This window comes from Scytonema sp. NUACC21, assembly GCF_054684315.1.
Genome location: NZ_BAAFZH010000089.1, coordinates 78,430 through 105,421 on the forward strand (window position 1 = coordinate 78,430; position 26,992 = coordinate 105,421).

The window sequence follows — 26,992 nt, forward strand, 5'->3', positions numbered from 1 at the left end:
TTTAATTAAAGGGGTAGAATCACCACCTAAGCAGTACTTCTGTTCTATCATGAGATCGGTGACAATGATAGTATTAAGAACTGTTTCGCGCCTGCCAGTTGCTCTCAGCCTGTCGATATGTCAAAAACCCAGTTATCTGCATCCTTAAATGGGCACCTTCCTCACACAAACCCCAGCCAAAACACAATCCGTATTCGCGGTGCCAGACAGCATAACCTCAAAAATATCGATCTGGAACTACCTCGCGATCGCCTGATTGTCTTCACTGGCGTATCTGGTTCTGGTAAATCTTCCCTAGCATTCGACACAATTTTTGCAGAGGGACAGCGCCGCTATGTGGAATCCCTCAGCGCCTATGCTCGGCAATTCTTGGGACAGGTGGATAAACCTGATGTTGAAGCGATAGAGGGATTGAGCCCAGCTATTTCCATTGACCAAAAGTCAACATCTCATAACCCCCGTTCCACAGTGGGCACGGTAACAGAAATTTACGACTATCTGCGACTGTTATTTGGACGGGCAGGTGAACCCCATTGTCCCATATGCGATCGCAGTATTGCCCCCCAAACCATAGATGAGATGTGCGATCGCATTATGGAACTACCAGATCGCACCCGCTTTCAAATTCTTGCCCCCGTAGTTAGGGGCAAAAAAGGAACACACAGCAAACTCTTATCAAGTCTTGCTTCCCAAGGATTTGTCCGCGTCCGAGTAGATGGCGAAGTACGAGAACTATCTGACGCTATAGAATTAGATAAAAATGTCAGCCACACCATAGAAGTTGTTATTGACAGACTTGTAAAAAAACCAGGTTTGCAAGAGCGCCTTTTCGATTCCCTTTCCACCTGTTTGCGTCAATCAAACGGGATTGCGGTTATTCTCATTAGTCCTTCGTCATCCGTTAACAATGATGAGCAACAACCAAACCCAAAAGACCAAGAACAAGAATTAGTCTGGTTTCGTTCCTCAACCCAACCTACGCGGTATTACTGGCGATCGCCGCGCTCCTAAAATCGGGGTATTGGACACAGTTGAGAAGTGCTGTGAAAAACCGCTTTTTGATTATGCTGCACCTCTAGCAAGAGCGATCGCTCTTCGTACAGCAGCATCAGCATTTACTAAACCAGAACCGTATTCTATTGTGGAACCGAGGTGACTCAAACTATAAGCCGTATCAGACAGAATATTCTTGATATCACCGGCAGTGAGATTGTTATTTACACTCCATACTAATGAAGCAATTCCGGTTACATTCGGTACTGAAGCCGAAGTTCCATTGAAATACTGTTCGTAATCAAATTTAAATTGAGAAGATGACTTGAGGTTAGAAACATTAGTGCTAATGATTTCTGATGGTGCCATTAATGTCAAACCCGCTCCATAGCTTGAACTCCACCAATTTCCGTATGTAATACGTTGTCCGGGTTCTTTGAGATTGCCATAATAATCTTTACTTGTCCAAGAAGCACCGACTGCCATAACGTTTTTGTGCGTTTGGGCTAAATTCGCAGGCGCTTCAACGCTGCTTTGGCCGCTATTACCAGATGCAATCACGAATAAAACATTATCTTTGTTTTGAGAAACGAGGGTCTCAAATTCAGGTGTGGAAGCAGCAGTCAAGCTGAGGTTGATAACGACTTTTTTGCCTTTTGCCTGATTAATGATTGCTTGTGTAGCGTCAACCAAGCTGTAATCTCCAAGGTCATTTGTACCCATAACATCGACATGAATCACTGGAGAAGACCAGTTAATGCCACTCATACCGATGCCATTATTGCTAGCAGCAGCAATCACCCCTTGAACTTCAGTACCATGAGCGCGATCTTGGGGAACAGTTAATTCATCTATATAATTGTTTCCAAAGTAGATGGTAGATCGCATGTCGGGATGAACTTTGCCACCGGCATCAATTGCCAAGCCTGTATCTTCAATCCCAATAACGACATTGTCAGAACCCTGAGTAAAACGCCATGCATTATGAACGCCCATCATATGTAGATTCGATTGGTTTTTAAAGAGAGGGTCATTGGGTACTACTGATAAATCTACCGTCTTGTCCTTGAATTGAATTGTTTCAATGCCCGTAAACAGAATTTCACTATTGTCGCTTAACTTTATAGCATCAAATAGTTGAGTACTATTATTGCCCCCCAGGCTGTAAAGCACACCCCCGTTTTTGGTATCGGCATAGTTGAAAGTAACTGTACTGAAATTAATGTTTGACAAATCCATTAAGTCTCGTTTTCCAGTTCCATAGTCAACATTACCGTTACCAAGAAACACTGTACGCCTATAACCGGGTTGATAGGTAAAGGTGTTTGCCCGCAGGTCTCCTGAGAGAGTATATGTACCATTGCTTGAGGTTTGGGGTAATGGAGAAGTGGGCGTTGGTTGGCTGTTAGTAACAGAATTAGGATTTAATGGTGTGTTGGCAGTAGTAGGAATTACAGATACGGCACTGTCAGATGCTGATGTTACTGAGAGCATCAGCGTGTATTCTACTTCACTATCTATACCGGGATAAATTTGGAGGTAATACTCCCCTGCTTCTAGCGTGGTATTAATTAATTCACGGCTCACACCATCGATTTGTAAGACATTTACAACTTCGCCCTCTTCAATCTCAAAATTACGGTTTTTATCTTGAATCAACTTTACATCTGCATTACCACTGAGATCGTCTTGGTCGAGTTTAAAGCTGCTATGACCTGACAAAATAAATCTGTATAAGTCTGGGCTAGTAGTATCTATTGTATCGCTGATGCGTAAGTGATTACCTAATACGTTTAAGTTATGAGCGGTCTCTAGAGAAGCTTGAGATGAATTCACGGTCATATTTTACGCTACACGGGAGGGATATATTTACATCACAATCTTTCTTTTACGAAAAAAAAATATATCCATGTATAAATTTATCAAAATAAAATGAAAAATTTACTTAATCTTCAAAGTAGATTAAAACATATCATGAGTTGGAATAAGACTTTTTCACAAAAACAACGTTCATGTACAATTTTTTACTGATAAACGTATGTACTTAAAAATAAACTTTTAAATTGTTATGTCAATTTACTAACTATATATAACACGCTTAATATAACAGTGTGTTGTGGCGCAACCGCACTGCAGGGGGAGTTCCGGGCTAGAAGCGGCAGAGAAATCCAAAAGGGGGTTTCCAGACAGGAAGCAACTGCTTAGAATTAGGAGTTGTGGCAAGCAATCCTCAATGCACTAAATTAGATATCCTATTGGTACTTTGGTAAAAATACTAGGGAAAAGTTAGGCGTTGATGAGCTCTTTACTAAATTCTGTAAATCCTTGGCTGGTTGGAGTGGGATTGAACACTCTGTTGCTTGGTGTGGCTTGGATTGCTCCGAAAAAGCTACTCACAAAAGCAGGTTATTTCCACGCTTGGTTACTTGGTGTTCTTATTTGGGGAACACTAAGTTGGCAGGGATATGTAGTAGTTATGTTCTACTTTTTCGTTGGTTCTTTTGTTACCCGTGTGGGTATGGCTCAAAAGGAAGCAGAAGGAATAGCAGAAAAACGTTCTGGTGCTAGAGGACCGGAAAATGTTTGGGGTTCCGCTTTAACTGGAGCATTGTGTGCTGTAGGCGTGGGTCTTATTCAATCGGGATTGGTTCCCTCGGTTCCCCTCTCCTCCCCCTTCTTATCCCTCTTGCTTCTGGGCTACGTGGCTAGTTTTAGTACTAAGCTGTCTGACACTAGTGCCAGCGAAGTAGGTAAAGCTTATGGAAAAAGTACTTTTCTGATTACTACTTTCCAGTCAGTGCCGCGAGGGACTGAAGGAGCAGTTAGTGTGGAGGGAACTTTAGCTGGTGCAGTTGCGTCGCTGGCACAGGCACTCCTTGGTTGGGGAGTAGGTTTGATAGATTTATTAGGTGTAGTGTGGTGTGTGCTGGCGGCGTTCATTGCGACTAATTTAGAAAGTGTGATTGGTGCAACACTGCAATCTCGGTTTAGTTGGCTAACGAACGAATTGGTGAATATTCTTAACACATTAATAGGTGCGATCGCCGCAATTTTATTTGCTTGGATATGGGCAAGTACAATTGCTTAATTTGTTTTCTTTAGAGAATTTTAACTATTCACCGTGATTTTTTTGAAGTTTAGTTGCCGCTTTAGCTTAAGACTGCATAAAATTGCCATATTATATTTACCCAAAGTGTCAGCTAAACTTCAGTATTAATTTATCGATAGCTGTATATTTTGTGTACTTTTTCTACCATTAAGTTTATGGAATCTCTATCATTTCTGAGCGTAGACGACAAACCAATTTCTATAAGAGAAGCAGTAAAATATTTACAAGCTTCTGGAAAATTAGGACAATTCATAGGAGATATTCTTCGCCAATATATTATTGAACAAGAACTGGAAATCAGAGAAGATATAGCAATCAGCCCCGCTTTAACAGAACAGGCAATTATTGATTTTCGGATAAAAAATCAGCTAACTGAACCCAAAAGTTTTCAAGAGTGGCTGCAGAAGAATGGTACGGAATATGATACTTTTCATAAGTCAGTAGCTTTTGGGTTTAAATTAGAAAAACTGAAAGCTGTTGTCACAGAACCAAAGCTACAAGAATTCTTCATTGAGCGGAAAGTATTTCTGGATAGAGTTGTCCTGTCTCGAATCATTGTTGACAACCGAGAATTAGCTGAAGAACTACAAATCCAAATTGAAGAAGGAGCAAGCTTTGAGCAATTAGCTAAAGAGTACTCTCTTGCAGAGGACAAAATTGTTAACGGGATGATGGGACCTGTTAGCCGTGGAACAATGCCAGATATACTCCGGGCAGCAATTGATGTAGCAAGTGCCGGACAAGTAGTAGGACCGATAGAACTAGAACAACGCTATGGATTGTTTCGTTTAGAACAATTTCTGCCAGCGTCGTTAGAAGATACTCAACTAAAGCAAGCACTACAAAATGAGTTATTTGAGAAATGGCTAGCAGAGAAAATTCAAAAATTAACGGTAAAACTCCAGGTGAATTAAAACTTATAGGTAATGAATCTTCGCAAAATCAAGTGCTAGCTTCTCTACCTTGGAATCAACCACCGCTATGCTGGTTAACTCCCGAACAAAAAAGCCGATTACAAGAGTTATCAGAAACCCTGCGCTACAAACTAGGAGAAAAAATTTGGTCACCAGAAACTGGAAATTTTCAGTTTTTGGTTGTTTCCGGTAAAGTACGCTTGCGGCAAGAAGGAGTCAGTCAGCCTTTGGCAACCCTAGAGGGAGGAGACTGGTTTGGCGACCTCCAAAAGTTTTCTTTTGACTGCAAAGCTGTAGCTGCTAGTAAAGAAGTGGTCGTAGTACGCTGGAACACAACAGTTTGGGCAGAAATTTCCACACCCCAGCTAGAGGCATTTTGGCAAGGTGGGGAAGAAGACACACAGAGGAAGAGACACACAGAAGCGGAGACACACACGGGAGGAGACACACAGAGGGAAAATGTCCCCGCCTCCTTGCCTCCTCGCCTCCCCGTGTCTTCAGATGTTGCCGTCTCCGTCCCATCTGTGCCGTCCCCCCCTGTATCAACTTACCCCTTTGTTTCCAGTTGGAATACAGGTGCAGCTTGTTTAACAATGGTGGCGCAACATCTAGACAACGCCGTGCAATTGGAATGGGTACAGCGACAACTTCGGGGACAGCGCCCAAGAAATCTTGTAGAAGCAGCAGAAAAATTAGGCTTTGTGCTGCGGCGGTTACAAGTGAATTGGGATGAGTTGCGACAGTTATCATTCCCCGCCTTACTACAGTGGAATGCAGATTCTGGATCTACTCCCCAATGGATTGTGGCGTATGCAGTTAAGGGCAATCGCTTAATTATCGCCAATCCCCTCAATTCCGAGCAAACTTGTGAAAGCCTGCCAAGATCTATGGTTGAAGAAACTTGGGACGGGCAGCTGTGGCAAGTAGAACTTCTTCAAAAGCAAGAAAAGTTTAACCTGAGTTGGTTTACACCTGCTATATGGAAGTACCGGGGATTATTGGGAGAGGTACTGCTAGCATCTTTCACATTACAGCTTTTAGGATTGGCAACACCGCTGATTACACAAGTTGTGATAGATAAGGTGATGGTACAGGAGAGTTTGCCAACTCTTGATGTGATGGCGATCGCACTTCTGCTAGTATCGGTCTTTGAGGCGTTACTTGGTATCCTGAGGCTATTTATTTTTACCCATACTGCCCGCCGGCTGGACTTAAGCTTATCCGCACAGCTATTTCGCCACCTAATGCGGTTGCCTTTAGCTTATTTTGAGTCACGACGGGTAGGTGACACGGTAGCTAGAGTCCAAGAATTGGAACAAATCCGCCAGTTTCTCACGGGTACGGCGTTAACTGTGGTGTTGGATAGCATCTTTGCCGTGGTTTACTTGGGATTGATGTTCTACTACAACATCCCACTAACATTTGTGGCATTGGCAGTTCTCCCCTTATTTGCGACGCTGACACTGATAGCAACACCTATTCTTCGCAACTGGTTGAACGAAACTTTTAATCGCAGTGCTGACAGTCAATCATTCCTTGTAGAGACAATAACAGGAATTCACTCCGTAAAAGCCCATGCGGCAGAACCAGCAGCACGTACTCGTTGGGAAGGCTTGTTTGCTCGCTTCATCCGTACAGGTTTCAAAGCTTCTACCACCTCTAACATCAGCAGCAACATAGGTGATTTCCTGACCAATTTTTCCAGCTTACTTATTCTTTGGTTTGGAGCTAAGTTAGTTATTGACCAGCAGTTGACTATCGGTCAACTTGTTGCTTTCCAAATGCTTTCCGGCAGAGTCACAGCACCGCTTCTGCGACTCGTACAGTTATGGCAAAATTTACAACAAGTATTACTGTCCGTAGACCGCATTGGCGATATTCTTAACGTCGCCCCAGAAGCTGAAGCCGGAACAGGTTTAGTTTTACCCCCCCTCAAAGGACAAGTTTCCTTCGACCAAGTTTTCTTCCGTTACCGACCAAACACTGAACCCGTTTTGAGAGGAATCTCCTTCAACGTACAACCAGGACAATTTGTCGGTATTGTCGGGCGCAGTGGTTCTGGAAAAAGCACTCTTTCTAAACTTTTGCAACGTCTTTACCAAAATGAATCAGGACGTATCTTAATAGACGGTTTTGATATAAAAAGTGCTGATTTAGCCTCACTGCGCCAACAAATTGGTGTTGTGCTTCAAGAAGACTTTTTATTTAATGGTTCTATCTTAGAGAACATCACATTAGGTAATCCGGATATTAGCGCAGAACAAGTTGTAGAAGCTGCCCGACTGGCTGCTGCTCATGACTTTATCAGTGAATTACCTCACGGCTACGATACCAACGTTGGAGAACGAGGTACTGCTTTATCTGGGGGACAACGTCAGCGTATTGCTTTAGCGCGATTATTTCTCTCGCAAGCACCAATTCTAATTTTAGATGAAGCAACCAGTGCATTGGATAGCGAAACCGAACAGCAGGTGCTGCAAAACCTGCAAGCAATCTCCGCTAACCGCACCGTGTTCCTGATTGCTCACCGTTTTGCCCCCCTCAAGCGTGCCGATTTGATTTTGGTGTTGGAAAAGGGTGTGCTTGCTGAACGCGGTACTCACTCGGAACTGTTGCAGCAAAAGGGTTTGTACTGGTCGCTGTATCAAAGGCAACAAGCGAATATATAGTTTAATTCGGTTCATGATAAGACCAAAAACCTTATCATTGCCTCATGTAGAGACGCGCCATGGCGCGTCTTTACACATGGATTATGCTTTAAGTATGACAGTTGAAGATGCGAAATATGGATACAAACGTAGAGACTTTACACGTAACTGTAAATCAAGAGAGTAGGTTGGGGAGCCACTGCGTTGTGGGGGTTCCCCCCATTCAAGCAAGTGGCGTTTGAGGAACGAAACCCAACACAATCAGTAGATCGCAAACTTTCGGAAACTAACGTAAAAATCAGGGTTTCAGCTCTCGCCACTCTTGCAGGCAAAGAGCATTCGCTTAATAGCGATCGCCTTTTCAAGGTAGTGAGATTGGCTGAAATGTTGATTAGAACGTGCTTTCCCAATATGGGAGCGTCTTGCTAAAATGCGGATGTGGCAAGACTTCTAAAAAACTTTTCGGTCTACTGACAATTTGTAAATCATCCAACACAATTTGTAAATCACCTAACACAATTGGTTGTTTGTTGGGTTTCGCTGTCGCTTAACCCAACCTACGATTCAAATCATTACGTCGTTTGTTCCATTGTTGCCGTTGTCAACAAGATGGATTTTATGTTGACATCTGCTTGTGCTGAACTACTGCTGTCACCCAAGAATAAGTGGTTTTGTAAACTATAATTTCCACCCATTGTTGAGTAGTCTCGCAAATCTCCCTTAAGTACAAGAGAATTGTTAGCAAATAGGTGGTAACTATCGCCCAGAATTGTTAATTGGTAATTACTTAAGACAGTTGTATCAAACATGGCTCGTTCAACGTCATCGTGGTGAATTATCTTAGCGCCACCAGAAGAAGTACTGTCAAATTCTTTCGCCCAAATTTCATTATTCCAAAAACCGATTTCAATTCCTTTATTATCGCTACTTAAAGCAATAATGTTAAAACCAGCATTGTCATCCAGCTTGTCGCCGTTATTATCTCCAAAATGGCTCTCACTCTTTAGCTGGATTTGGAAGCGGAGTGTATAGCCAGTATTGCGATCGAGTTTCACAGCAGTGTCATATTTGCCATAACCAGCTATCCCTGAAGTGGTGGTGACTAAATTAGTTGTTATGTTACTTTGGTCACCCACAACAGTTTCTGTACTACCACCAAAAGATTGAAATACTAAAAATTTTTCGCCTGGTGAACGATCTGATGAACTATCGTAATAATTAACTACTGATGGTAAAGCAGTGGATAGAGTCAGCTTGTAATCTGCTTTAGTCGCGTCTGGTATCACCCGAATGTAGTAGTTATCACCTGCAGGCAATAAACCTTTGAGTTGCTCTGAGATTGTGTCCGATTTTATCGATGAGTAAATACCATCGTTACTATCAACAAGACCATTTTTATTGGCATCCCAAATGACTTGCATATCAGCGTTAGCTGTCAAGTCGCCCAACATCGCGTTGGTAGTCAGTTCATTGTTAAGTTTGAATTTATAAAATTTATGAAATGTTGTGGGATCTACAGAGTCAATTTTAACAGTAGAAGTATTGCCGAGTGTACCAATATCTTCAGCCGTAGTTAATGGCGATGCAGCAGTCAGTGTTATATTGTATTGGGCGCTACTATCACCCACTGAAGAAACTTCTATATAGTAAATACCAGCTTCTAGAGTACCACCAACCTTGTTTGTACTGGAATTCGATGAAGTTGCAATGACCGAACCTAAAGCATCTGTTACCTTAAAATCGACATTAGCAGTTAAATTACCCAATTCTACAGTTGCGTTGGTAAGGCTGGTTAAGTTAAGGCGATAGTAGTCCTTAGTGTCGCCCAGACCAACAAAGTCAGTATAGGTGAAGGTGCCTGTGGTTTGGGGAACAATACGAGCAGAGTCTAGAGAATTCCCGGCATAATCGCTACCAGGACGCCCTTCTTTCTGTCCGTTCACTAGGAAGTGCATGTAAGCCTGTTGATTGTTGAAACCACCAGCAACCAAGTCAGAATTATTCGCCAGGTAAACTTTGGCATTGAATGCCTCAGAAGATGGTCGCCCCTGTGTCAATCCAAACAATTGGAAGTGTTCTAACAGTTGCTTGTTGCTCAAACCAGCTGCTTGTAAGTCACTATTGACACTGCGGTAGTAATTGACATCTAAGGCAATATTGAATTTTCGCCCCTCTGTCAAACCAAAAAATTGAAAGTGTTCTAATAACTGCTTGCCGTTGAATCCACCTTGCATCAAGTCAGGATTGTTTGTCAGGTAGTAATCAGGATTAAAAAATTGGGAATATTGACGATTTTCATTGAAACCGTAGTTTTGCAGGTGTTCTAGCAGTTGAACGTTGTTCATGGCTGCGAGGTCTTTGTTCATCTCTCGGTAAAAGGAAAGATCGACAAATTGGGAAAAGCGACGTCCTTCAGCAACACCATTGTTTTGCAAATGGTCAAATAGTTGTTGATTGTTCATCCCTCCTAAGTCGCTATTGCTAGAACGGTAGAAGTTGAGATCGACTAGGGGTGAGAATGCCCGTCCTTCATTAAGACCAAAAGTTTGAAAGTGGGAACGTAATTGCTCTTCTGTAAAATTTGCTAAATCTTTGTTAGCTGAACGGTAGTAATTAGCATCGAAGTAGATGGACATAGACTAATTCCTTGTAATAAGTCGATTAATCGGCTCCTAGTCCATCCCCAGTTAATATGAAAACACAGAATAGGAGCCAAGGAAAGGGTATTCTATGCTACTTGTTTATTTGTTCTGGCTGAGAAATGAGAATAGTAAATGTGCTGATTTTAGTTACGTGTTGACCAATAAATTTAAATATAAACACTTACTTTGATTTATTTCCTGTTAACTGTGCGATCGCTCTTTTTACGCAATGATTCCCATGCCGAATTCAAATAGGATAAGGTAAAGTACAGCGTACCATCGACGTTAGTTAGCTCGTTGAGACTGTAAGTGTTAGTTCCACTAACACCTAAGCGTACTGTTCTTTCTTAATTAACGCTTTCAATCGGTACATCGTTGGCTGGGGTAATGATGATGGTGAAGGTTTTAAGATCGGGAACACTCTCACTTTCATCTTGTAGGATAAAGCTAAAACTGTCAGTAGGCGTTTCACTACCATGATGTTCGTAGCTGAAACGGTTGTTGTCGATATCATCCTGAGTTAAAGTTTGGTTAACAGTCAGGGGAACGTTGTTTAATTTTAAAGTTCCATTAGTCGGTAAGCTTTTTAAGGTGTAAGTCAGTTGATTTGGATTGCTATCAAAATCAATCCCTTGTAGCAGGTTACTAGAAATAATTGCCTCTGTGTTTTCCTCTAGTGTTAGCTCCATAGGCTCTACCATGGGTCTAGATGCAGCAAAAAACTGAACGTCATAGTGGCTGTTTAGTTCTGTTTCTGAAGAGACTTGCACAAAATAAGTGCCACTTGCCAAATTATTCAGCTTTATTTCTTTTAAAGGTAAACTTGTATTCGTGGAACTGGCGATCGCCTCCTCAAGCTCCACTACACCATTATTATTAATATCTTGAATCAGTTGTATGTTAAGGTCTGAAAAGGCGTTCAAAGTGACAGTTAAGTCATTGATACCAACCAAATCCAATGTGTAAAAGTCGTTGGTATCAGTGTTTCCCAGCCAATCAGTGAAACTGATTTGTTGCATACCAACAGAGACATTACGAGCCTTTGTCAAAGTATTTCCGGCATAATCACTACCGGGCCGTCCTTCGTTAAGTCCATAAGTAAGGAAGTGCAAATATGTCTGTTGGTTGTTATACCCAGCCGCCATTAAGTCAGAATTGTTGGCTAAGTAAACTTTGATATTGAAATTAGATGAAGATACCTTTCCCTCTGACAGACCGTAGAGTTGGAAGTGCTCTAAAAGTTGCTTGTTACTGAGATTTGCTGTTTTTAAGTCAGTATTAACATTCCGATAGTCGTTGAGATTGAAGGCGATGTTGAATTGGCGTCCCTCATCCAAACCAAAGAGTTGAAAGTGTTCTAACAACTGCCTACCCTTAAAACCTGCTTCCATTAAGTTAGTGTTATTCTTCAAGTAGTAATCAGCATCGAAAAACTGAGAATATTTGCGATTTTCACTTAAACCGTAGTTTTGCAAATGTTTTAGCAGTTGGTCATTGTCCATACCTGCCAAGTCTTTGTTGCTCTCTCGGTAAAAATTCAGGTCAAAAAACAGGGAGAACTGCCGTCCTTCAGAAATACCAAAGTTTTGTAAATGGTTAAACAACTGCTGGTTATTAAAGCTACCTATGTCAGGATTACTATCACGATAAAAGTTCAGGCCAAAAAACAGGGAGAACTGCCGTCCTTCAGAAATACCAAAGCTTTGTAAATGGTCAAACAACTGCTGGTTATTAAAGTTAGCCAGGTCAGGATTACTAGCACGATAAAAGTTTAGGTCAAAAAACTTAGAGAACTGCCGTCCTTCAGAAATACCAAAGCTTTGTAAATGGTCAAACAACTGCTGGTTATTAAAGCTAGTCAGGTCAGGATTACTAGCACGATAAAAGTTTAGGTCAAAAAACTTAGAGAACTGCCGTCCTTCAGAGATACCAAAACTTTGTAAATGATCGAACAACTGCTGGTTATTGAAGCTACCTAGGTCAGGATTACCAGTACGATAAAAGTTCAGGTCGAAAAACAGGGAGAACTGCCGTCCTTCAGAAATACCAAAACTTTGTAAATGGTCAAACAACTGCTGGTTGGAAAAATTTGCTAAGTCAATGTTGCTAGCACGGTAAAAGTTGAGATTGACAAGCGGTGAAAATGCACGTTCTTCATTGAGACCAAAGTTTTGAAAGTGTGAAAATAATTGTTCTTGTGTAGTAAGACCTGCTGCTTTTAAATCGGGGTTAACAGAGCTATAGTAGTTGGCATTAAATAAGTTAGCGGGCATTAGTTATAACCTGAGTATATGGATAAGTCGCACTTCACCGTTTCTGTTCCTTGGCAAGCACAGTTATAAGGTCAAGTTTGCTTGTATTTTTTCTTACTCAGGTATATACCCTGTTCTGGATAATCCACAAGGTTAAGGTATGAATTTATATGAAATAAAAAATTAAATGCTTAAGAATATATTGAGTTTGTAAGTTATTTTTGATACAAAATATGAAAAACGATTAATACAATAAAATTACGTAAAAATGCCAGCAAAAGCGAAACTATGAACCAAACTTTATTTCATCTTGCCTTTCCCGTCACAAATATCACCGAAGCAAAAGCGTATTATGTAGATGGTTTGGGTTGTATCCCCGGACGGGAAAACCACCACGCCCTAATTCTCAATCTCTACGGTCATCAACTGGTAGCCCATGTCACAAAAGACCCTTTGACATCCCAGCGCGGTATATACCCACGACATTTTGGGATAATCTTTACTTCATTAGGAGATTGGGAAGATTTACTAGCAAGAGCGCAACAACGACAACTACTTTTTCGAGAGGAACCAAAACATCGCTTTGTCGGTTCTCCCTTGGAGCATCGCACTTTCTTTTTAGAAGATCCTTTTTATAACTTAATGGAGTTTAAGTATTACCGCTACCCTGAGGCAATTTTTGGGAATCCTGAATATACTCAAATTGGTGACCGGATTTAACTGGGGTCGTTAATGCTTTTGCGATCGCTGTTAAACTTCTAGAATCTGTCAGCATCCAAGCGTGGGTTAAAACAGGCACCATCACATTTCGACCTACAGGCATTTCCGAACTATTTGCAGGGACAATCATCAGATCGTATGGCGTCCATATAGAAGTAAAATCCAGCTGTTCAAGCATTGCAACATCCCGGTTCAAATCCTGTAAGAAAGGACTATCAGGACGCATTTGAATGCATCCAACACCTTGGTTGCAAAAAGCTATCCACGTACCGTGGTGTGGTGAGGAGATGGTGATAAACCGCTGTACGCGGTTTATTCCCCCAAGCCGCTGGACGTAATAACGACTGACAATACCTCCCATGCTAAAGCCGACTAAATCTATGGCTTGTTGCGGTTCAAAGGTTTTCTCAATATAATCAGCAACTTGCTGTGCCAAACTATCAAGACCAATTCGACCGGTATTTGGCACCAAATCTAGGTCGTGTACGGTCAAACCCTTCTGTTGTAGGAAGGAGATGGTTCTATCGAAAACTCGACCCGTATCAAAAATTCCGTGTATCAGTAGCACGGGATTCTTTTGTTTTTTTACACCGTTCATTTGCACAGTTTTGTATAATTATTTTTTCTAATTTAATCAACAACCATTGGCGGTTGACAAAAAGCTATGACACTCCTCTCACTGGATTGAGTCATACGGTTTCTCTAACTCAAACACGTAATTTTTATAAGTAATAGTTAAGTTTTGTTAAGCGCACTCTCAAAATGTTGCTCCTAGTTACAGAAAAATTTAATAATTGAATCTGACTGTATACAGGTTACGAGTGCCTGAAAGCAAGAGTTAAAAGCATTAGCCCTGTACTGTCTACAACCACCTTGGTGAGAAATAAGCCTCCGGAAGGCTGTTATCCAGATTGGTTATACACACAACTAGGTTAATGATGTATATCTTGATAAAACGTAACAATATTCCGTAATTTTTTAAGTGTTGCGGTCAGAAACCAGGTATAAGAGGCAGGAGAGATTGTAATGTTCGGCTTTATCAAAAATTTAATTGCGGGAATTCTGAACTTTTTCATCGGGCTTTTCGGTGGTAAGAAAGGTGGCTACTATTTGGAACTAGATGAAGCTGCTGAAGTAGCACAGGATGTAGCAAAACAAGCAGCATCGAAGACGAAGGAAGTAGCGCAATCAGTAGCAACGAAAACTAAGGAAGCAACTGAAACAGCCACATCGACAATCAAGCAAGCTACTAAAACAGCGACATCGAATGGGAAGAAAGCCAGCGAACCTGCGGGCACAGAAACACAAAACGGAACTAGAAGTGCGGCAGCACCTGCTGAACCAAAACCAGCTAAAGTTGAGTTAGTACAAACGGCGAATGGTGTTAAACCGGAACCAGTTTCACCAGCAAAAGCTGAAGCAGCCAAAAAAGCAATACAACAACAACCAGCCGACACAACTTTTGCACCAAAGTATCTTTCCGTCCCTAACAATGCCAATGGTCGTCGTCGTCCCGGCGCGAACATGAATCCTTTCTTAGATATGGCACGTCAGGTGAAGACCTCTAAGTAGTGGAGTGAATTACCTACACCAACCCGTAGGTAGAATTTGGGGCTTTTTGCGGTTTAAGCTAATTTTGCGATCGCAAATAATATTCAGAAAACCCGGTATCTGCCAGAAACCGGGTTTTTTAGTTGTTCGGTTAAGTAAGTGGACAGAAATAAGGGATCGTAGGGGCGAACGGTTGAGAGCCCTTACAACTATGCTGCACGTTAGTTCAGTGGTGGGCAATGCATACCCTACAAAGATTAACTGGTGGGCAATGCCCACCCTACAAAGATTAACAATGAAGAAAACCCAGCTTCTGACGAAACCGGGTTGTGTAGCTGTCAATTAATTGATTCCCAAAGCTCAGACAAGAATGTATGTTACTTTCATCCTTTAGCCTTCATACTTCATCCTTGTTGTACTAGCTTCCTGGTAATTGCTGTGGTTGAACGGGTGAGAGGGGTTTGAATGGCTTGATGGTTTTGATGTCCACGCAAGGGGTACAATCGAGCTTAGTTCTAAGTTCAGTGCTGAAGGTGATTAACTGTTCGACAAGAGCCTGACGGTCGGTTAAGCAACCTTTGATTGCGATGACTTCGCCAAGTGTCCACTCATAGAGCTGTCTGTCAGCATTGTTCATGATTAGTGTCAATTCATTCTTGGTTCGCAAGATTTGGTTGACAAGTTCGTCTACCTTGACGTTGATGGAATTCGCAATCCGGACGTTGAAGGAGTCTCTGTCGCCGATGATGTTGATTAGTTCATCAACATACTGTCTCACGAGGGAGATGAATGTTTGATTCCACTCGTTACGGATGTTGTCAATCTTGATGTCAATATCTCTGTAGACATTATTAATCTTGTTGTTAATTTCAGAGCTGTTGACAACCAAGTTCACAATGTCGTTGTTAATTGCAGTGTTGTTGATGACAGTTTGCTGCAAGCGTTGGTCGAAGTACTGGTTCAATCCCTCATTGTTGTTGACAATGTTTTGGGTAATGACTTGAATGTAATTGCGTATCTTTTGCTCGTAGGTGTTGTCGATTTGCTGGCTGACGTAGTGGTTAATGTCAGTATTGTTGTTGACAATCTTCTGAGTAATGAGTCTATTGAATATGTCTCTACCGCCTATCACATTGATTAATTCATCAACGTGCTGTGTAGCCAGAGTGATGAATGCCTGATTCCACTCATTGCGGAGGTTCTGAATCTTGTTGTTAATTTCAGTGCTGTTGCTAACGAGGTTCACGATCTCGTTATTAATTGCAGTGTTGTTGATAACAGTTTGCTGCAAGCGTTGGTCAAAGTACTGGTTGAGTTCCTCATTGTTATTCACAATGTTGTGAGTAATCAATTGGATGTTATTTTGTACTTTTTGCTCGTAAGTGTTGTCAATTTGCTGGCTGACGTACTGATTGATTTCAGCATTATTGACAATGTTCTGAGTAATAACTCTGTTGAATGTCTCTTTGCCGCCTATGACGTTAATCAGTTCATCGACATGCTGTGTAGCAAGATTGATGAAGGTCTGATTCCACTCATTGCGGAGGTTCTGAATCTTGTTGTTGATTTCAGTGCTGTTGGTAACGACGTTGACAATCTCGTTGTTGATTTCAGTGTTATTGGTAACAGCGTGCTGTAAGCGCTGGTCAATGTACTGGTTTAATTCCTCATTGTTGTTGACAATGTTCTGAGTAATAAGTTTGATGTAATTCCGGACTTTTTCCTCATAGGTATTGTCAATTTGCTGGCTGACATACTGATTGATTTCAGAGTTGTTATTGACAATATTCTGGATAATTGCTCTGCTGAATGTCTCTCTGCCGCCTATTGTACCGATGAGTTCATCAACGTGCTGTGTAGCGAGATTGATGAAGGTCTGATTCCACTCGTTGCGGAGGTTCTGAATCTTGTTGTTGATTTCAGTACTGTTGGCAACGAGGTTAACAATCGCGTTGTTAATTTCCGTGTTGTTGGTGACACTGTGCTGTACGCGCTGGTCTAAGTACTGGTTTAATTCCTCATTGTTATTCACAATGTTGTGAGTAATCAATTGGATGTTATTTTGTACTTTTTGCTCGTAAGTGTTGTCAATGAAATTAAAAGGCTTACACTGTAAGCTTTGGAGCAATTTACAATGGTTGCCTTATTTACGCCGACTTGTACTAGTAATGCGATCGCTTCGTACTCAATGACTCTATAGCGATTGTGGTGGGGCAATTGTGGCTGGTAGCACTGTGGAAGCTCTATAACGGTTAAGAAAGTTAGCGCCCTATCATTTGGATGATAGGTTTTTAGGAACTTCCACTCCTAACCCAGTTCTGTTAGGAAATTCGTATACTTACCAAGCGTGCGAGGATCTCTTTATACCCGTGCAACACCCCATACCTTACTATAAGGTTTTGGAATAAACGGGAATAATAGTTGGAGACATAGTTGGAGACGCAGATGAGTAGAAAAAAAATCTTAATATTATCGGCTAACCCACAAGATGCAGCTAGGGTGCGATTAGATCTAGAGGTGCGAGAAATTGAAGATGCAATCAAACGCTCTCAAAATCGTTCGGAATTTGAAATAGCAACTAAGTGGGCAGTTCGAGTGGATGACTTGCGCCATGCATTATTAGATTACAAACCCAATATTGTTCACTTCTGCGGTCATGGCTCTGGGATGGGTGGGTTGGTCTTGGAAAACAGTCTCGGAGAAGCAAAGTTAGTCAGTACGGAATCTCTGGCAAGGTTATTTAAGTTTTTTCAGAAAACAATTGAGTGTGTTTTACTAAACGCTTGCTACTCAGAAGTTCAAGCAGAAGAAATACATCAGTATATTAACTATGTGATTGGAATGAATGAAGCAATTGGAGATACAGCAGCCATTAAATTTGCTCTGGGATTTTATGACGCATTGGGTGCAGGAAGAACATACAAGGAGTGCTTTGAGATGGGCTGTACTTCAGTAGGCTTAGAAGGGATTCCAGAATCCCAAACTCCACAACTGAAAATTAGACCTCATGTACAAGCAAAGTGGCAATATTACGAGCACCCCTTTTATAGCGTGGGAAGAACATTGTCAGAAATGGGGCAAGAAGCAGCAGATCGCCAGTGTCGTCAAATCTATGACGAGTTAGTTACACAAGGTATTGTAGAAGGTGGTGCTAGGCATATATGGGCACATTTAGATTTTGGGCAGTGTGTGTACAACAAGTGGATATAAACGCGAGCTGTTCGCTCATAGAGATCTTCATACTAAAATAAAAACCCGTGAATGCTTTTACATCCAGGGTAGTTTTACCTAATGGTTTATATTGCTTAAGAGGAGGTTTCATATATTTATCGGTGAAAATAGAGTTAACTTATGCAGTTACTCCACTCGATATCATATAAATCGCTCGCCTTCTATATTGTGCGCTCCGCACGGAAGGAGCAATGGAGATGGAGTACAACGTGACAGACAATAAGCTGGGTACAGCTTGCGCCGAAGCGATCTGCCCTCCGGGCAGGAGCGAAGCTATCGCACTCTGCAACATTTATAACCACAAATTATAAGACCGTACCACTTCTTAAGCAGTGCGGTCTGGATTAGTATAGGAAGGTTTAAGTTAATAAATTAAAAGTTATTTGAGGTCTTACTTGACCTCGGTTTTATTTATCTATCAGGAACTACAACATCAAATTCCATCATTCCGCAATTCCCCTCAAACATTTTTCCCTATCTGCGTTCTGGGGAACTAATTTTGGTCAATGTAGTCATAAATTTCATCAAGATCCTTGGCGGCTAAGGGGGTAATGGTGTAACGGCTCATTATCAACTGTTACCCAAAGCAGCCTGATGACGGGCGAGTAGGCGTGCTATCACTTCTTCGCCATCCAAAAGTTCGCCTCGGTCAGCTTGGTCAATACTATTTTTTTTAGGTTGGCTGTCAACTTGCCTTAAAAAGGCACAACCACTTCGCGTAGCGCAACGGTTAGACTTAGAAATAGGTCTCAAACACCATTTCCGGGATAAGCAACCGTTCGTTGTCTAAATCCAGCAATTGACCAATACCCAAAAACCGTTCATCTTCGTGATAAACCCGTAAAAATCCCGAAAGCTCGAAAGTGACAGGAATGCGCTGACCTTGGCACCATTTTTGGGCGGTAATTGCTTGTAAAGTAACAGAAGCGAGATGCTGCAATGGTGCATCAGGGCGCATGGGTTGAAAAGCCCCACTTTGCAATTGTGCTTCTAAATCACTTAGGGTAAGGCTATCCTCCAAATCAAACCCACTACTTTCGGTACGTACTAAAGCAGCGAGAGTTCCACCTGTTTGTAAAGCAGTACCTAAATCGCGGGCTATAGACCGAATATAGGTACCAGCACCACAATGAATTGCCACATCCAATTCTGGAAACTCTCCTTCTCGCCAGTCTAAAATTTCCAAAGAGAAAATCTCCACTATTCGCGCTGGCACCTCAACATTCTCTCCCTTGCGTGCCAAATCGTACAGGCGTTTTCCTTGAACTTGAATAGCACTGTAAATCGGTGGTAGCTGTTCAATTTTACCCACAAATTGTTGCAGTGCAATTTTCACTGTCTCCAAACTTAACCCCACACAAGGTTGTGAAGCCATGATTTCTCCCTGCAAGTCATCAGTTGTGGTACGTACCCCCAACCGAATTGTCGCTTTGTAAGCTTTTTCCCCTGGAAGATATTGCAATAACCGAGTTGCTTTGCCCAACGCGATAGGTAACACTCCTGTTGCTGCTGGATCTAGAGTTCCAGCGTGTCCTACCCGTTTAAGACGCAAAAGTTTTCGTGTCTTCGCCACACAGTCGTGAGAAGTCCAGCCAAATGGTTTGTTGAGATTGAGGAAGCCTTGCACTAGAAAGTGAGGAGTAAGGAATGAAGATATTTAAGATTATTTAGTATAACTCATGACTCGTCTCTTTTTCAATACAACTTGGCTTTTTGGATGCCAAAGCTCGTTGAGTAATTTTTGTGATGGCATTTGCCAAACGTGCTTCTGTCACAGAGGTAGAGGTTAAATGCACATCTAAATATAAAAACCTGGAAATAGAGAGGTTAGCTAATATGACATCTTCGTTTTAGCTATCAAGAATTATGGGATACAAGAGAGTGGATTGAATTCGGAAGTAAATCAATTGAACAAATGCGATCGCCTAAGATTTGGTCGGGACGGGTGGATACTCCTTTTGTTTAATTTCAACTCGTTTGATGTTGGTGGGTGGTGCCCACCCTACTTTTGTTCAGATAGCGCGTTCGATGTTGGTGGGCGGTGCCCACCCTACTTTTGTTCGGATAGGGCGTTTGATGTTGGTGGGCGGTGCCCACCCTACACCTAATGGTAATCTTTTGTTCGGAAGGGAGTAACTTTTTACTTCTTAAAACTTCGTGCTAATTCATTCGTTGTCAAAGACTGAATAAAACTCAAACTAACAGATTGATTGGATATCACTTTGGCATAGGCAGCATTGAGGTACGCTTCATATTTTGGCATTCCTGCAACATAAGTGGCAAAGAAAGGCAAACTCAAAACATTCAAGTAACGTCGTGCTTGGCTGGGATCTTCCCCTACAATTTCTGATGGTAATGCAACTTGATTTGTACTGCCGCTTCCTTCTCCAATAGCCGAAAAGTGGGTGGCGCGTGAAATGACTGCTAGATACTTTTGTGAATTTTCAATCCAGGAGAAAGGTCGTATTTGTTCGTATAAAGCAGGAGCGATCGTATCATCACTGCTAGCGGCAATCATAACTGGAGTTTGAACTTGGCTTAACCCCGCTTCTCCAAAAACACTGCTGGTAATTGGATTAACCGCGATGACTGCTTTGACTCTTGGGTCTCGAAAATCATACTCCTCCGGATTCGGACCACGCAACTCAAGTGCATGACATTGAAGCAGTAGAGATAAATTCCATGTATCCTTCAACGCATTTTCCTGACAGTCTTTTGCCAGTTGCTCAAAGTTAATCTTTGCACCCGCCAAGGCTAAAGCTGTGTAGCCGCCAAAGGAGTGACCAAAAACTCCAACTTGTTGCAAATTCAGTCGCCCTTTGTAACGTGAATCAAATCTGTTGCGTTCTTCAAGTTGGTCTAATACGTATTTCACATCCAGAGGTCGGTTTCTAAATTCATCCGGTTGTGCAACTTCACTTGTTCTACCATTGAGAAGCGATCGCAATTGCTTGGTATCACTACCGGGATGAATGGGAACCGCAACAGCAAAACCGTGAGAAGCAAGGTGAGTGGCTAAATATTCAAAGTTACTACTGTCTGAACCCAAACCGTGAGAAACAACGATAACAGGAACCCGACTTTGATTCTTAGGAAGGTAAACATCAGTTAGTAAGAATCGATTGCGAACCGCGTCGAAAAACTTTAGTGTTTGTTTTTGCCATCCATAGGGTCCTTTTCGTCTGAAATCTTGTCCAACAGAGATGTCAAAAGAGGGTCTTGTGCTAGCAGCCTCTATATTTGATTTTTGCTTGACAGCCGCGACTGCGCGATTGGTTTCATTGACCAATTTTTCCAACTCTGCTGCCATTGCCAAGGTACGTCCCAAATTGATATGCATAGTGGGACTGGGATATTTACGCAGTATGTTTAATAAAGTTAAGCCTTCTGGTTCAGCCGCCGCCAGAATCAACGCCGAACGTAATGCGTGCAGCCCTGCTTTTGGTTGTCGGGATTCAGTTCTAATGATTTCTCCCAAACGGTAAAGTAAAAATTCTCCTTGTGAAGTGTAGAGAAATTGGGAAATGGCGACATGACTGACTTTTATACGACTAAGTAAAACTCGCTGCAACTGCTGGAGTTGTTCTTTTTTTAGATACTTTGTATAAACTTCCAAGTCTCGATCGATGACACCTTTTTTAGCGTACTCTTCTAATGCTTTGACGGACACCGATCGCTCAAAAGCTGAATAAGACCCATAAATTCGCTCAGCACCAAAGGCAGAATTACCTAACCCAAGTGTTGGTAGCAAAACTGACAGAACCAGCGGTAGTGAATTTCTTCTCAGGGCGCTAGTCCAATGACCCAATAGGTTGTTCATTGTTTTTTAACTGTGCAAGGAGATGGTGTTTGACGAGGCGTGATGCAGTGGTAGTTACGCGGTCACCCTGGAAGTAAATACAGCATTGTTCAGGTAAATGAAGTACATAGGTAGGGGTGCAAGGCATTGAACCCTTACTTAGTCAATTGTCAAGAGTCATTTGTTAAGCACAAAGGACAAAGGACACACGACAAAAAGTAATAAAGGTAGGTAAAAACACCCACCTTTCAACAAACCAGTAGGATAGCGTTCGCTAACCATGCCTTTTAATAAATAAAAAATAACATAATTCCTATTTAGTTACCAGTTATCAATTTTCATTTTTCTCCCCAGATAACTGATAACTGATGGCTATTTATCGGGATTTTCCTAGAGCTATTGTAACCGAACCTAATACCACTAAAACTGCTCCTACTATTCCTATAAAGGTCAAATGTTCTGTAGCGATCGATTTTGGTGTTATGACTGATACAACCCAAACTGCTATTAAAGTCACAATGGGAGCCAAAGCCAATACCGCACTGACTCTTGATGCTTCCCAATGTTCTAGAGATTCAGCAAAAGCACCATAAGCAATAAGAGTATTGAGGGCACAAAACAGGAGAATAGCAAAATGCCAAAAATTGAGTGTAAAAATTGTTTTTGTGTTAGCAAATGGAGTGAATAATAAAGCACATCCTCCGTAAATAATCAGCATGATGCTAGGAGAAGATAAAGATTGTAACAACTGTTTTTGGGCTAAGGCAACAGGTAAAATTCCCCATAAGAAAACCGTCAACAGTGATAATGCTAGCCCCAAACGCCAGCGACCAGAGGTAGTATGCATTTTAGTTAAGAGGTAGTAATCTAACTCCGCATACTACATCAAGTATTACAAATGCACTGTTTTTACCTCTCGCTCTATTTTCCCCAGATGCACGAGAGTGTTTGAATCTTAAGCAAAAACTACCAACTGAACAGCAAACACCGAAGGTAACGCCAAACCATCAATAGACTGAGCACTCAAAACATTCAGCGATATGCGATCGCGTGTACTCCTTGTCTGTGTGGCGCGATCGCATCACAAATAAACAATAGGTAGATAAAGCAAATCCCTGTAGAAAATAATTAGCTCTTCCAGGGAATTATATGGATGTACACCTTCTGTGCGGTTGCTTTAGCTTAATCAAAGGACAAATGACTATTGACAAAGGACAAAATATTAAAAGAAATCAGCCATCCAAGGGGATGCACCGGCAAAGATTTGAGTTGCAGACAACAAGGCTGTTTCTGTAGCATCCAATTGTCCTGCTTGTTGCAATTGATAGGATGTAAACAAGCCAGTGTAGAGGGGCGCTAATCCTCTGATGTTTAGCTTCATCTCGCCTTTCCCGCCACTTGTCACTTCACCGCGTCCGTTGGCAACAGACAGAACAAATTTACCATTGTTTTCTGGAATCAAATCATCTTTAATTTCGAGGTGCAGTTCTGCTTGAGTTGCACTTGAGTAACCCCGCTTTTCTAGCGCCTTAACGACATCTACTATGCGTAACATCCAAAGCATGGAGGACTTTTGCTTGGCTGTTTGCTCTGGTAAGGGTAGGGTGAGGGAGTCGATCGCAGCTCCTCTCCACCGTATATATTTGATTTGAGAGCGGTGATTGGCAAGCAAGCTCCAAAAACTTTGTCCTGCTGCGGGTGTGAGAATTGCCCAATCTCTGGCTCTTATGAAAGAACCATCTTGGTTTTGGTGCTGGCTAAAGATGATGTAGCCTTGGGGTCGCTCTGTCGAACCGATAATATATGCGTAAATAGCTTCTTGTTCCTCAGGTTTTACGAGCTGCTGCCAAATGGCTGGATGTCTGTCTAAGTGCCCGTTGTTGAGTTTTGCCTTCTGTTGATAAAGTGTACCAAATGCTTCACTATCCGGTGAAACTGATAATACGGGAAGCGGTTGTTCTTTGACTTGAATACTCTGGGTAGGAATTTCCCAAATACAATAAGTACCCCCCTGTTCATACCCCGCTTTTCGATAAAGACGCTGAGTTGCAGGATAAAGGACAGAAATGGGAACTCCGTTGGCATGGAGTTCTTTTAGGGTATGCTGTAGTAGTGCGATCGCAGACCCATCGCCGCGATGTTCAGGTGCAATACCCACAGCAGCCAGTCCTATGATAGGTACGCGAGAACCTCCCCACCATTGACTCATGGGGATAGCAGCAAGCCCACCAGCAATGTGGTGATTGCGACGAATCAGGCGGAAGTTCTCTAAGCCAATACGGTCAAAGTAAAAACTGGTGTTTTCCCGAGGACTTATAAAACACTGGGCAATGATATCACCTAGTTTTTGAGCGTCCTCCTGACTTGTAACTTTGCTGTACTCAAATTTTGCCATCATGAGTATACACCATCTAGCAAATCCAAACTACAAGCATACTACAAGAAGCGATCGCGTTAACGCTTCACCCTATAGATTCATCCGAAAGAGTGAGATAAAAACACAAACATGGATAGAGGCATACTTGATGAGATTGCCTTAAGGAAGCTTTACTAATCCGTGCCACACAGATGGGAGAATACGGAGAATACATTATAACTTCATAAAGAAGTCTTAAGGGTTTTTACATAGTGTTTAGATTTAGGAGCTTTTTGAACTGCAAAAGGTCTTAGTAATCGTATTTTTACTGCATTGGGAGAAATTTGCCATTATGGGCATACTACCAGTTGCGATTCTAGTACTGCTTTTTACAAGCATACTGATTTACTTACTGCTTACCTCCTCAGGTCAGAAAGTTAATCCTGTCAACCGTAACAGACTGTTGTCAAGGTATTCAAAAGGGACAGCAATTGCTGTCATAGTTGTTGCAGCAGTCGTAAGCGGACATACTGTATCGGGTCAGATTGCGGGTCCGCCGCCTCTCGCTTCCCTCAAGACCGTGTCAGTTCCGGAACCCGATAACCTTGGAGACTTCATTAACAACAAAACAGCTGCAATTAAGTTAGGAAAAGCCTTTTTCTGGGATATGCAGGTCGGAAGCGATGGTTTGCTGTCCTGTGCTAGCTGTCACTTCCATGCAGGAGCCGATAACAGATCCAAAAATCAGATAAATCCCGGTCTTTTGGTGAATCCCAATCCCGATACTACTTTCCAAGTCGGTGGTTCACCAAACTACCAGCTCAAACCAGAAGATTATCCATTCCACAAGTTATCAAATCCTGATGACCCAACAACTGTTGTGTCTGACCGTAACGATGTCACCGCCTCCCAAGGGGTGTTCAATACCGAATTCGTTGATGTCATACCAGGCAATCCTCAAGACAAAGTCAATCTAAAAGACGATCCGGTATTTAACGTGGGAGGTACGGAAGTTCGCCGAGTCGAACCGCGTAACACGCCAACCGTAATTAATGCGGTGTTCAACTTCCGCAACTTCTGGGATGGTAGGGCGCAGGATATTTTCAACGGCGTAAATCCTTTTGGCTTAAGAGACCCCAATGCCTTTGTTGTCAAGGCAGACAACCCAAGTAAATTAGAATTCGTCAAAGTTAGCCTCAAGAATTCGTCTTTAGCTTCCCAAGCTGTGGGTCCGCCACTCAGTTCCTTTGAGATGTCCGCTGAGGGTCGTACTTTTGAGGAAATCGGCGATAAGTTTGGGGAAGTTGAGAAGAAATCTAAAAGTGTTTCTAAGGGTAAAAAGCTTCCGAGAAAACTTGGTAAGAAGCTACTTCCCCTTCGTCCACTTAGTAAGCAGCTTGTGCATCAAGAGGACAGTGTTTTAGGTAGCGACAGCAGATGGCCTCAAACCGGTCTAAAGACGGCTACCTACGAGCAGTTGATTGAAGATGCTTTCAAGTCAGAGTGGTGGAAGTCCAATCGTGCGATCCAAGTTGATGCTAAGGGTGAACGGACTTTTGTTAAAAAGCCAGATCGTTCTTTAGAAACTAACGAGTACACGTTGATGGAGTACAACTTTCCGCTGTTCTTCGGGCTAGCGGTTCAGATGTATGAATCTACACTCATTTCCAACGATACGCCCCTCGATCGCTTTTTGGAAGGAAACACAATTGCCCTCACCGAACAGCAGCAGCGGGGGAAAGCGCTATTCGAGGGCAAAGCTCGGTGTATCGGCTGCCACAGTGGAGCAGAACTTACTAACGCTTCAGTTAGCAACACGAGCAAACAACGAATTGCGTCCATCAACATATCAAACAACCAAATATTCTTTGACAATGGGTTCTTCAATCTTGGCGTCCGACCCACTCTAGAAGACTTGGGTGTAGGTGGTAACGACCCGTTTGATAACCCCCTTTCTGAGACACGACTTGCTCAGCAAGGTAAATTCCTGCCGCTTCTTGGTGAAACTCCGAATCTCACTGTTTCCTCAAATAGCTCAGTCAGTGCGGACGGAAACTTTAAAACGCCCGGACTGCGTAATGTGGCACTCACCGCTCCTTTCTTCCACAACGGCGGTCAGTTGACTCTGAAGCAAGTTGTAGAATTCTACAATCGCGGTGGAGATTTTCGCCCGCAGAGTGCTCTCGCCCCCTTAGGGCTAACAGAAGCCGAAAAAGATGAGTTAGTAGCTTTCTTGACAGCGCTCACTGATGAACGCGTGCTTCTAGACAAAGCGCCCTTCGACCACCCACAACTATTTGTTTCTAATGGACATCCTGGTGATACTAGTTCTGTTATCAACGACGGTACTGGAAAAGCAACGGATACCCTGCTAGAAGTACCTGCTGTTGGTCGTAATGGTGGCAGTGGTACTCCAAATTTCTTGGAGTAGTACAAATCAGTTTTTTGCGTCATTCAACCAATTCAAAAGTAACTGTCGATATAACCCAACTGCTTTGATGTATGATTTTTTAGCATTTATGTGTGCTTTTAGTGCTTTTTCATACATCAAAGCTACTTTCATATTTTGCCTTTCACAGGTTCTGATGACTGTACAAAGTCGCGAACATTGGTTGTAGTACCGACGATACTTTTTATATTCTTCAATCAGCTGACTATATTCTTGCGATAAGTATGGGTTATCATTAAAGGTTTTCTGCATAACTTACCTATGTTAGTCTTCCGAAAAGTAGCAAACTTTGTTTTTGACGAACATCTATCTAATGAGAGCTAAAAAT

Annotated in this window: 18 protein-coding genes and 2 pseudogenes; 9 read left to right on the top strand and 11 right to left on the bottom strand. The window is 42.2% G+C overall.

Features of this window, described 5'->3' with window-relative positions:
* Positions 1-117: 117 nt before the first annotated feature.
* A pseudogene (locus tag ACYRY3_RS23410) lies at positions 118-978 on the top strand (excinuclease ABC subunit UvrA); the annotation flags it as partial.
* Between the two features lie 84 nt (positions 979-1,062).
* On the opposite strand, the gene ACYRY3_RS23415 reads toward ACYRY3_RS23410, so the two are convergent.
* The gene (locus ACYRY3_RS23415) at positions 1,063-2,835 is read right to left on the bottom strand and encodes a S8 family serine peptidase (RefSeq protein WP_460204037.1); all 1,773 of its coding nucleotides are present in this window, start codon (positions 2,833-2,835) and stop codon (positions 1,063-1,065) included.
* Positions 2,836-3,289: 454 nt separating this feature from the next.
* On the opposite strand from ACYRY3_RS23415, the gene ACYRY3_RS23420 reads away from it, so the two are divergent.
* From ACYRY3_RS23420 to ACYRY3_RS23430, 3 genes are all read left to right on the top strand, one after another.
* The gene (locus ACYRY3_RS23420; protein WP_460204038.1) at positions 3,290-4,081 is read left to right on the top strand and encodes a TIGR00297 family protein; all 792 of its coding nucleotides are present in this window, start codon (positions 3,290-3,292) and stop codon (positions 4,079-4,081) included.
* 176 nt (positions 4,082-4,257) lie between these two features.
* The gene (locus ACYRY3_RS23425; protein WP_460204039.1) at positions 4,258-5,016 is read left to right on the top strand and encodes a peptidylprolyl isomerase; all 759 of its coding nucleotides are present in this window, start codon (positions 4,258-4,260) and stop codon (positions 5,014-5,016) included.
* Positions 4,965-7,685: a type I secretion system permease/ATPase gene (locus ACYRY3_RS23430; protein ID WP_460204040.1), complete on the top strand. Its 2,721-nt coding sequence runs from the start codon at positions 4,965-4,967 to the stop codon at positions 7,683-7,685. Before ACYRY3_RS23425 ends, ACYRY3_RS23430 begins: the two co-directional genes overlap by 52 nt.
* Before the next feature lie 551 nt (positions 7,686-8,236).
* On the opposite strand, the gene ACYRY3_RS23435 is transcribed toward ACYRY3_RS23430, so the two are convergent.
* Together ACYRY3_RS23435 and ACYRY3_RS23440 are read right to left on the bottom strand one after the other, a co-directional pair.
* Positions 8,237-10,300: a choice-of-anchor Y domain-containing protein gene (locus ACYRY3_RS23435; protein ID WP_460204041.1), complete on the bottom strand. Its 2,064-nt coding sequence runs from the start codon at positions 10,298-10,300 to the stop codon at positions 8,237-8,239.
* Between the two features lie 353 nt (positions 10,301-10,653).
* The gene (locus ACYRY3_RS23440; RefSeq protein ID WP_460204042.1) at positions 10,654-12,579 is read right to left on the bottom strand and encodes a cadherin-like domain-containing protein; all 1,926 of its coding nucleotides are present in this window, start codon (positions 12,577-12,579) and stop codon (positions 10,654-10,656) included.
* Between the two features lie 267 nt (positions 12,580-12,846).
* Here ACYRY3_RS23440 and ACYRY3_RS23445 point away from each other — a divergent pair, with 267 nt between their 5' ends.
* A complete protein-coding gene (locus tag ACYRY3_RS23445) occupies positions 12,847-13,278 on the top strand; it encodes a VOC family protein (RefSeq protein WP_460204043.1) in 432 nt (143 codons plus the stop codon).
* Here the strand turns inward: ACYRY3_RS23445 and ACYRY3_RS23450 are convergent.
* A complete protein-coding gene (locus ACYRY3_RS23450; RefSeq protein ID WP_460204044.1) occupies positions 13,208-13,876 on the bottom strand; it encodes an esterase/lipase family protein in 669 nt (222 codons plus the stop codon). The two genes, ACYRY3_RS23445 and ACYRY3_RS23450, sit on opposite strands and share 71 nt — an antisense overlap.
* Before the next feature lie 428 nt (positions 13,877-14,304).
* On the opposite strand from ACYRY3_RS23450, the gene ACYRY3_RS23455 reads away from it, so the two are divergent.
* Positions 14,305-14,850: a hypothetical protein gene (locus ACYRY3_RS23455; RefSeq protein WP_460204045.1), complete on the top strand. Its 546-nt coding sequence runs from the start codon at positions 14,305-14,307 to the stop codon at positions 14,848-14,850.
* 4 nt (positions 14,851-14,854) lie between these two features.
* A complete protein-coding gene (locus ACYRY3_RS23460) occupies positions 14,855-15,175 on the top strand; it encodes a hypothetical protein (RefSeq protein ID WP_460204046.1) in 321 nt (106 codons plus the stop codon).
* A 72-nt stretch (positions 15,176-15,247) separates the two neighbouring features.
* Here ACYRY3_RS23460 and ACYRY3_RS23465 read toward each other — a convergent pair whose 3' ends face one another.
* The gene (locus ACYRY3_RS23465) at positions 15,248-16,861 is read right to left on the bottom strand and encodes a hypothetical protein (RefSeq protein ID WP_460204047.1); all 1,614 of its coding nucleotides are present in this window, start codon (positions 16,859-16,861) and stop codon (positions 15,248-15,250) included.
* 413 nt (positions 16,862-17,274) lie between these two features.
* On the opposite strand from ACYRY3_RS23465, the gene ACYRY3_RS23470 reads away from it, so the two are divergent.
* Positions 17,275-18,039 (top strand): CHAT domain-containing protein, encoded by a 765-nt coding sequence (locus tag ACYRY3_RS23470; protein ID WP_460204048.1) that lies wholly within the window; start codon positions 17,275-17,277, stop codon positions 18,037-18,039.
* 591 nt (positions 18,040-18,630) lie between these two features.
* Here the strand turns inward: ACYRY3_RS23470 and ACYRY3_RS23475 are convergent.
* The 5 genes and pseudogenes from ACYRY3_RS23475 to ACYRY3_RS23495 form a co-directional block, all read right to left on the bottom strand.
* On the bottom strand, positions 18,631-18,813 hold the full coding sequence (locus ACYRY3_RS23475; RefSeq protein ID WP_460204049.1) for a hypothetical protein: 183 nt from the start codon (positions 18,811-18,813) through the stop codon (positions 18,631-18,633).
* Positions 18,797-19,687: a tRNA pseudouridine(55) synthase TruB gene (gene truB / locus ACYRY3_RS23480; RefSeq protein ID WP_460204050.1), complete on the bottom strand. Its 891-nt coding sequence runs from the start codon at positions 19,685-19,687 to the stop codon at positions 18,797-18,799. The genes ACYRY3_RS23475 and truB overlap by 17 nt, the downstream gene beginning before the upstream one ends.
* Positions 19,688-20,200: 513 nt before the next feature.
* Positions 20,201-21,880, bottom strand: a complete 1,680-nt coding sequence (locus tag ACYRY3_RS23485) for an alpha/beta hydrolase (protein WP_460204051.1) — start codon at positions 21,878-21,880, stop codon at positions 20,201-20,203.
* 355 nt (positions 21,881-22,235) lie between these two features.
* Positions 22,236-22,715: pseudogene (locus tag ACYRY3_RS23490) on the bottom strand (EamA family transporter); the annotation flags it as partial.
* Between the two features lie 366 nt (positions 22,716-23,081).
* The gene (locus tag ACYRY3_RS23495) at positions 23,082-24,257 is read right to left on the bottom strand and encodes a GNAT family N-acetyltransferase (RefSeq protein WP_460204052.1); all 1,176 of its coding nucleotides are present in this window, start codon (positions 24,255-24,257) and stop codon (positions 23,082-23,084) included.
* A 310-nt stretch (positions 24,258-24,567) separates the two neighbouring features.
* Between ACYRY3_RS23495 and ACYRY3_RS23500 the strand changes: the two genes are divergently transcribed.
* Positions 24,568-26,646, top strand: coding sequence for a cytochrome-c peroxidase (locus ACYRY3_RS23500; RefSeq protein WP_460204053.1), 2,079 nt, complete (start codon positions 24,568-24,570; stop codon positions 26,644-26,646).
* A gap of 6 nt (positions 26,647-26,652) precedes the next feature.
* On the opposite strand, the gene ACYRY3_RS23505 is transcribed toward ACYRY3_RS23500, so the two are convergent.
* Entirely contained in the window at positions 26,653-26,916 is a 264-nt protein-coding gene (locus tag ACYRY3_RS23505; RefSeq protein WP_460204054.1) for a hypothetical protein, read from the bottom strand.
* Positions 26,917-26,992: the final 76 nt, after the last annotated feature.

Coding starts and splice junctions, on each gene's coding strand:
- ACYRY3_RS23440 (WP_460204042.1), bottom strand. CDS start 12,579: ATGCCCGCTAACTTATTTAATGCCAACTACTATAGCTCTGTTAACCCC.
- ACYRY3_RS23505 (WP_460204054.1), bottom strand. CDS start 26,916: ATGCAGAAAACCTTTAATGATAACCCATACTTATCGCAAGAATATAGT.
- ACYRY3_RS23450 (WP_460204044.1), bottom strand. CDS start 13,876: ATGAACGGTGTAAAAAAACAAAAGAATCCCGTGCTACTGATACACGGA.
- ACYRY3_RS23415 (WP_460204037.1), bottom strand. CDS start 2,835: ATGACCGTGAATTCATCTCAAGCTTCTCTAGAGACCGCTCATAACTTA.
- ACYRY3_RS23445 (WP_460204043.1), top strand. CDS start 12,847: ATGAACCAAACTTTATTTCATCTTGCCTTTCCCGTCACAAATATCACC.
- ACYRY3_RS23495 (WP_460204052.1), bottom strand. CDS start 24,257: ATGATGGCAAAATTTGAGTACAGCAAAGTTACAAGTCAGGAGGACGCT.
- ACYRY3_RS23500 (WP_460204053.1), top strand. CDS start 24,568: ATGGGCATACTACCAGTTGCGATTCTAGTACTGCTTTTTACAAGCATA.
- ACYRY3_RS23435 (WP_460204041.1), bottom strand. CDS start 10,300: ATGTCCATCTACTTCGATGCTAATTACTACCGTTCAGCTAACAAAGAT.
- ACYRY3_RS23430 (WP_460204040.1), top strand. CDS start 4,965: ATGGCTAGCAGAGAAAATTCAAAAATTAACGGTAAAACTCCAGGTGAA.
- ACYRY3_RS23420 (WP_460204038.1), top strand. CDS start 3,290: ATGAGCTCTTTACTAAATTCTGTAAATCCTTGGCTGGTTGGAGTGGGA.
- ACYRY3_RS23485 (WP_460204051.1), bottom strand. CDS start 21,880: ATGAACAACCTATTGGGTCATTGGACTAGCGCCCTGAGAAGAAATTCA.
- ACYRY3_RS23455 (WP_460204045.1), top strand. CDS start 14,305: ATGTTCGGCTTTATCAAAAATTTAATTGCGGGAATTCTGAACTTTTTC.
- ACYRY3_RS23470 (WP_460204048.1), top strand. CDS start 17,275: ATGAGTAGAAAAAAAATCTTAATATTATCGGCTAACCCACAAGATGCA.
- ACYRY3_RS23425 (WP_460204039.1), top strand. CDS start 4,258: ATGGAATCTCTATCATTTCTGAGCGTAGACGACAAACCAATTTCTATA.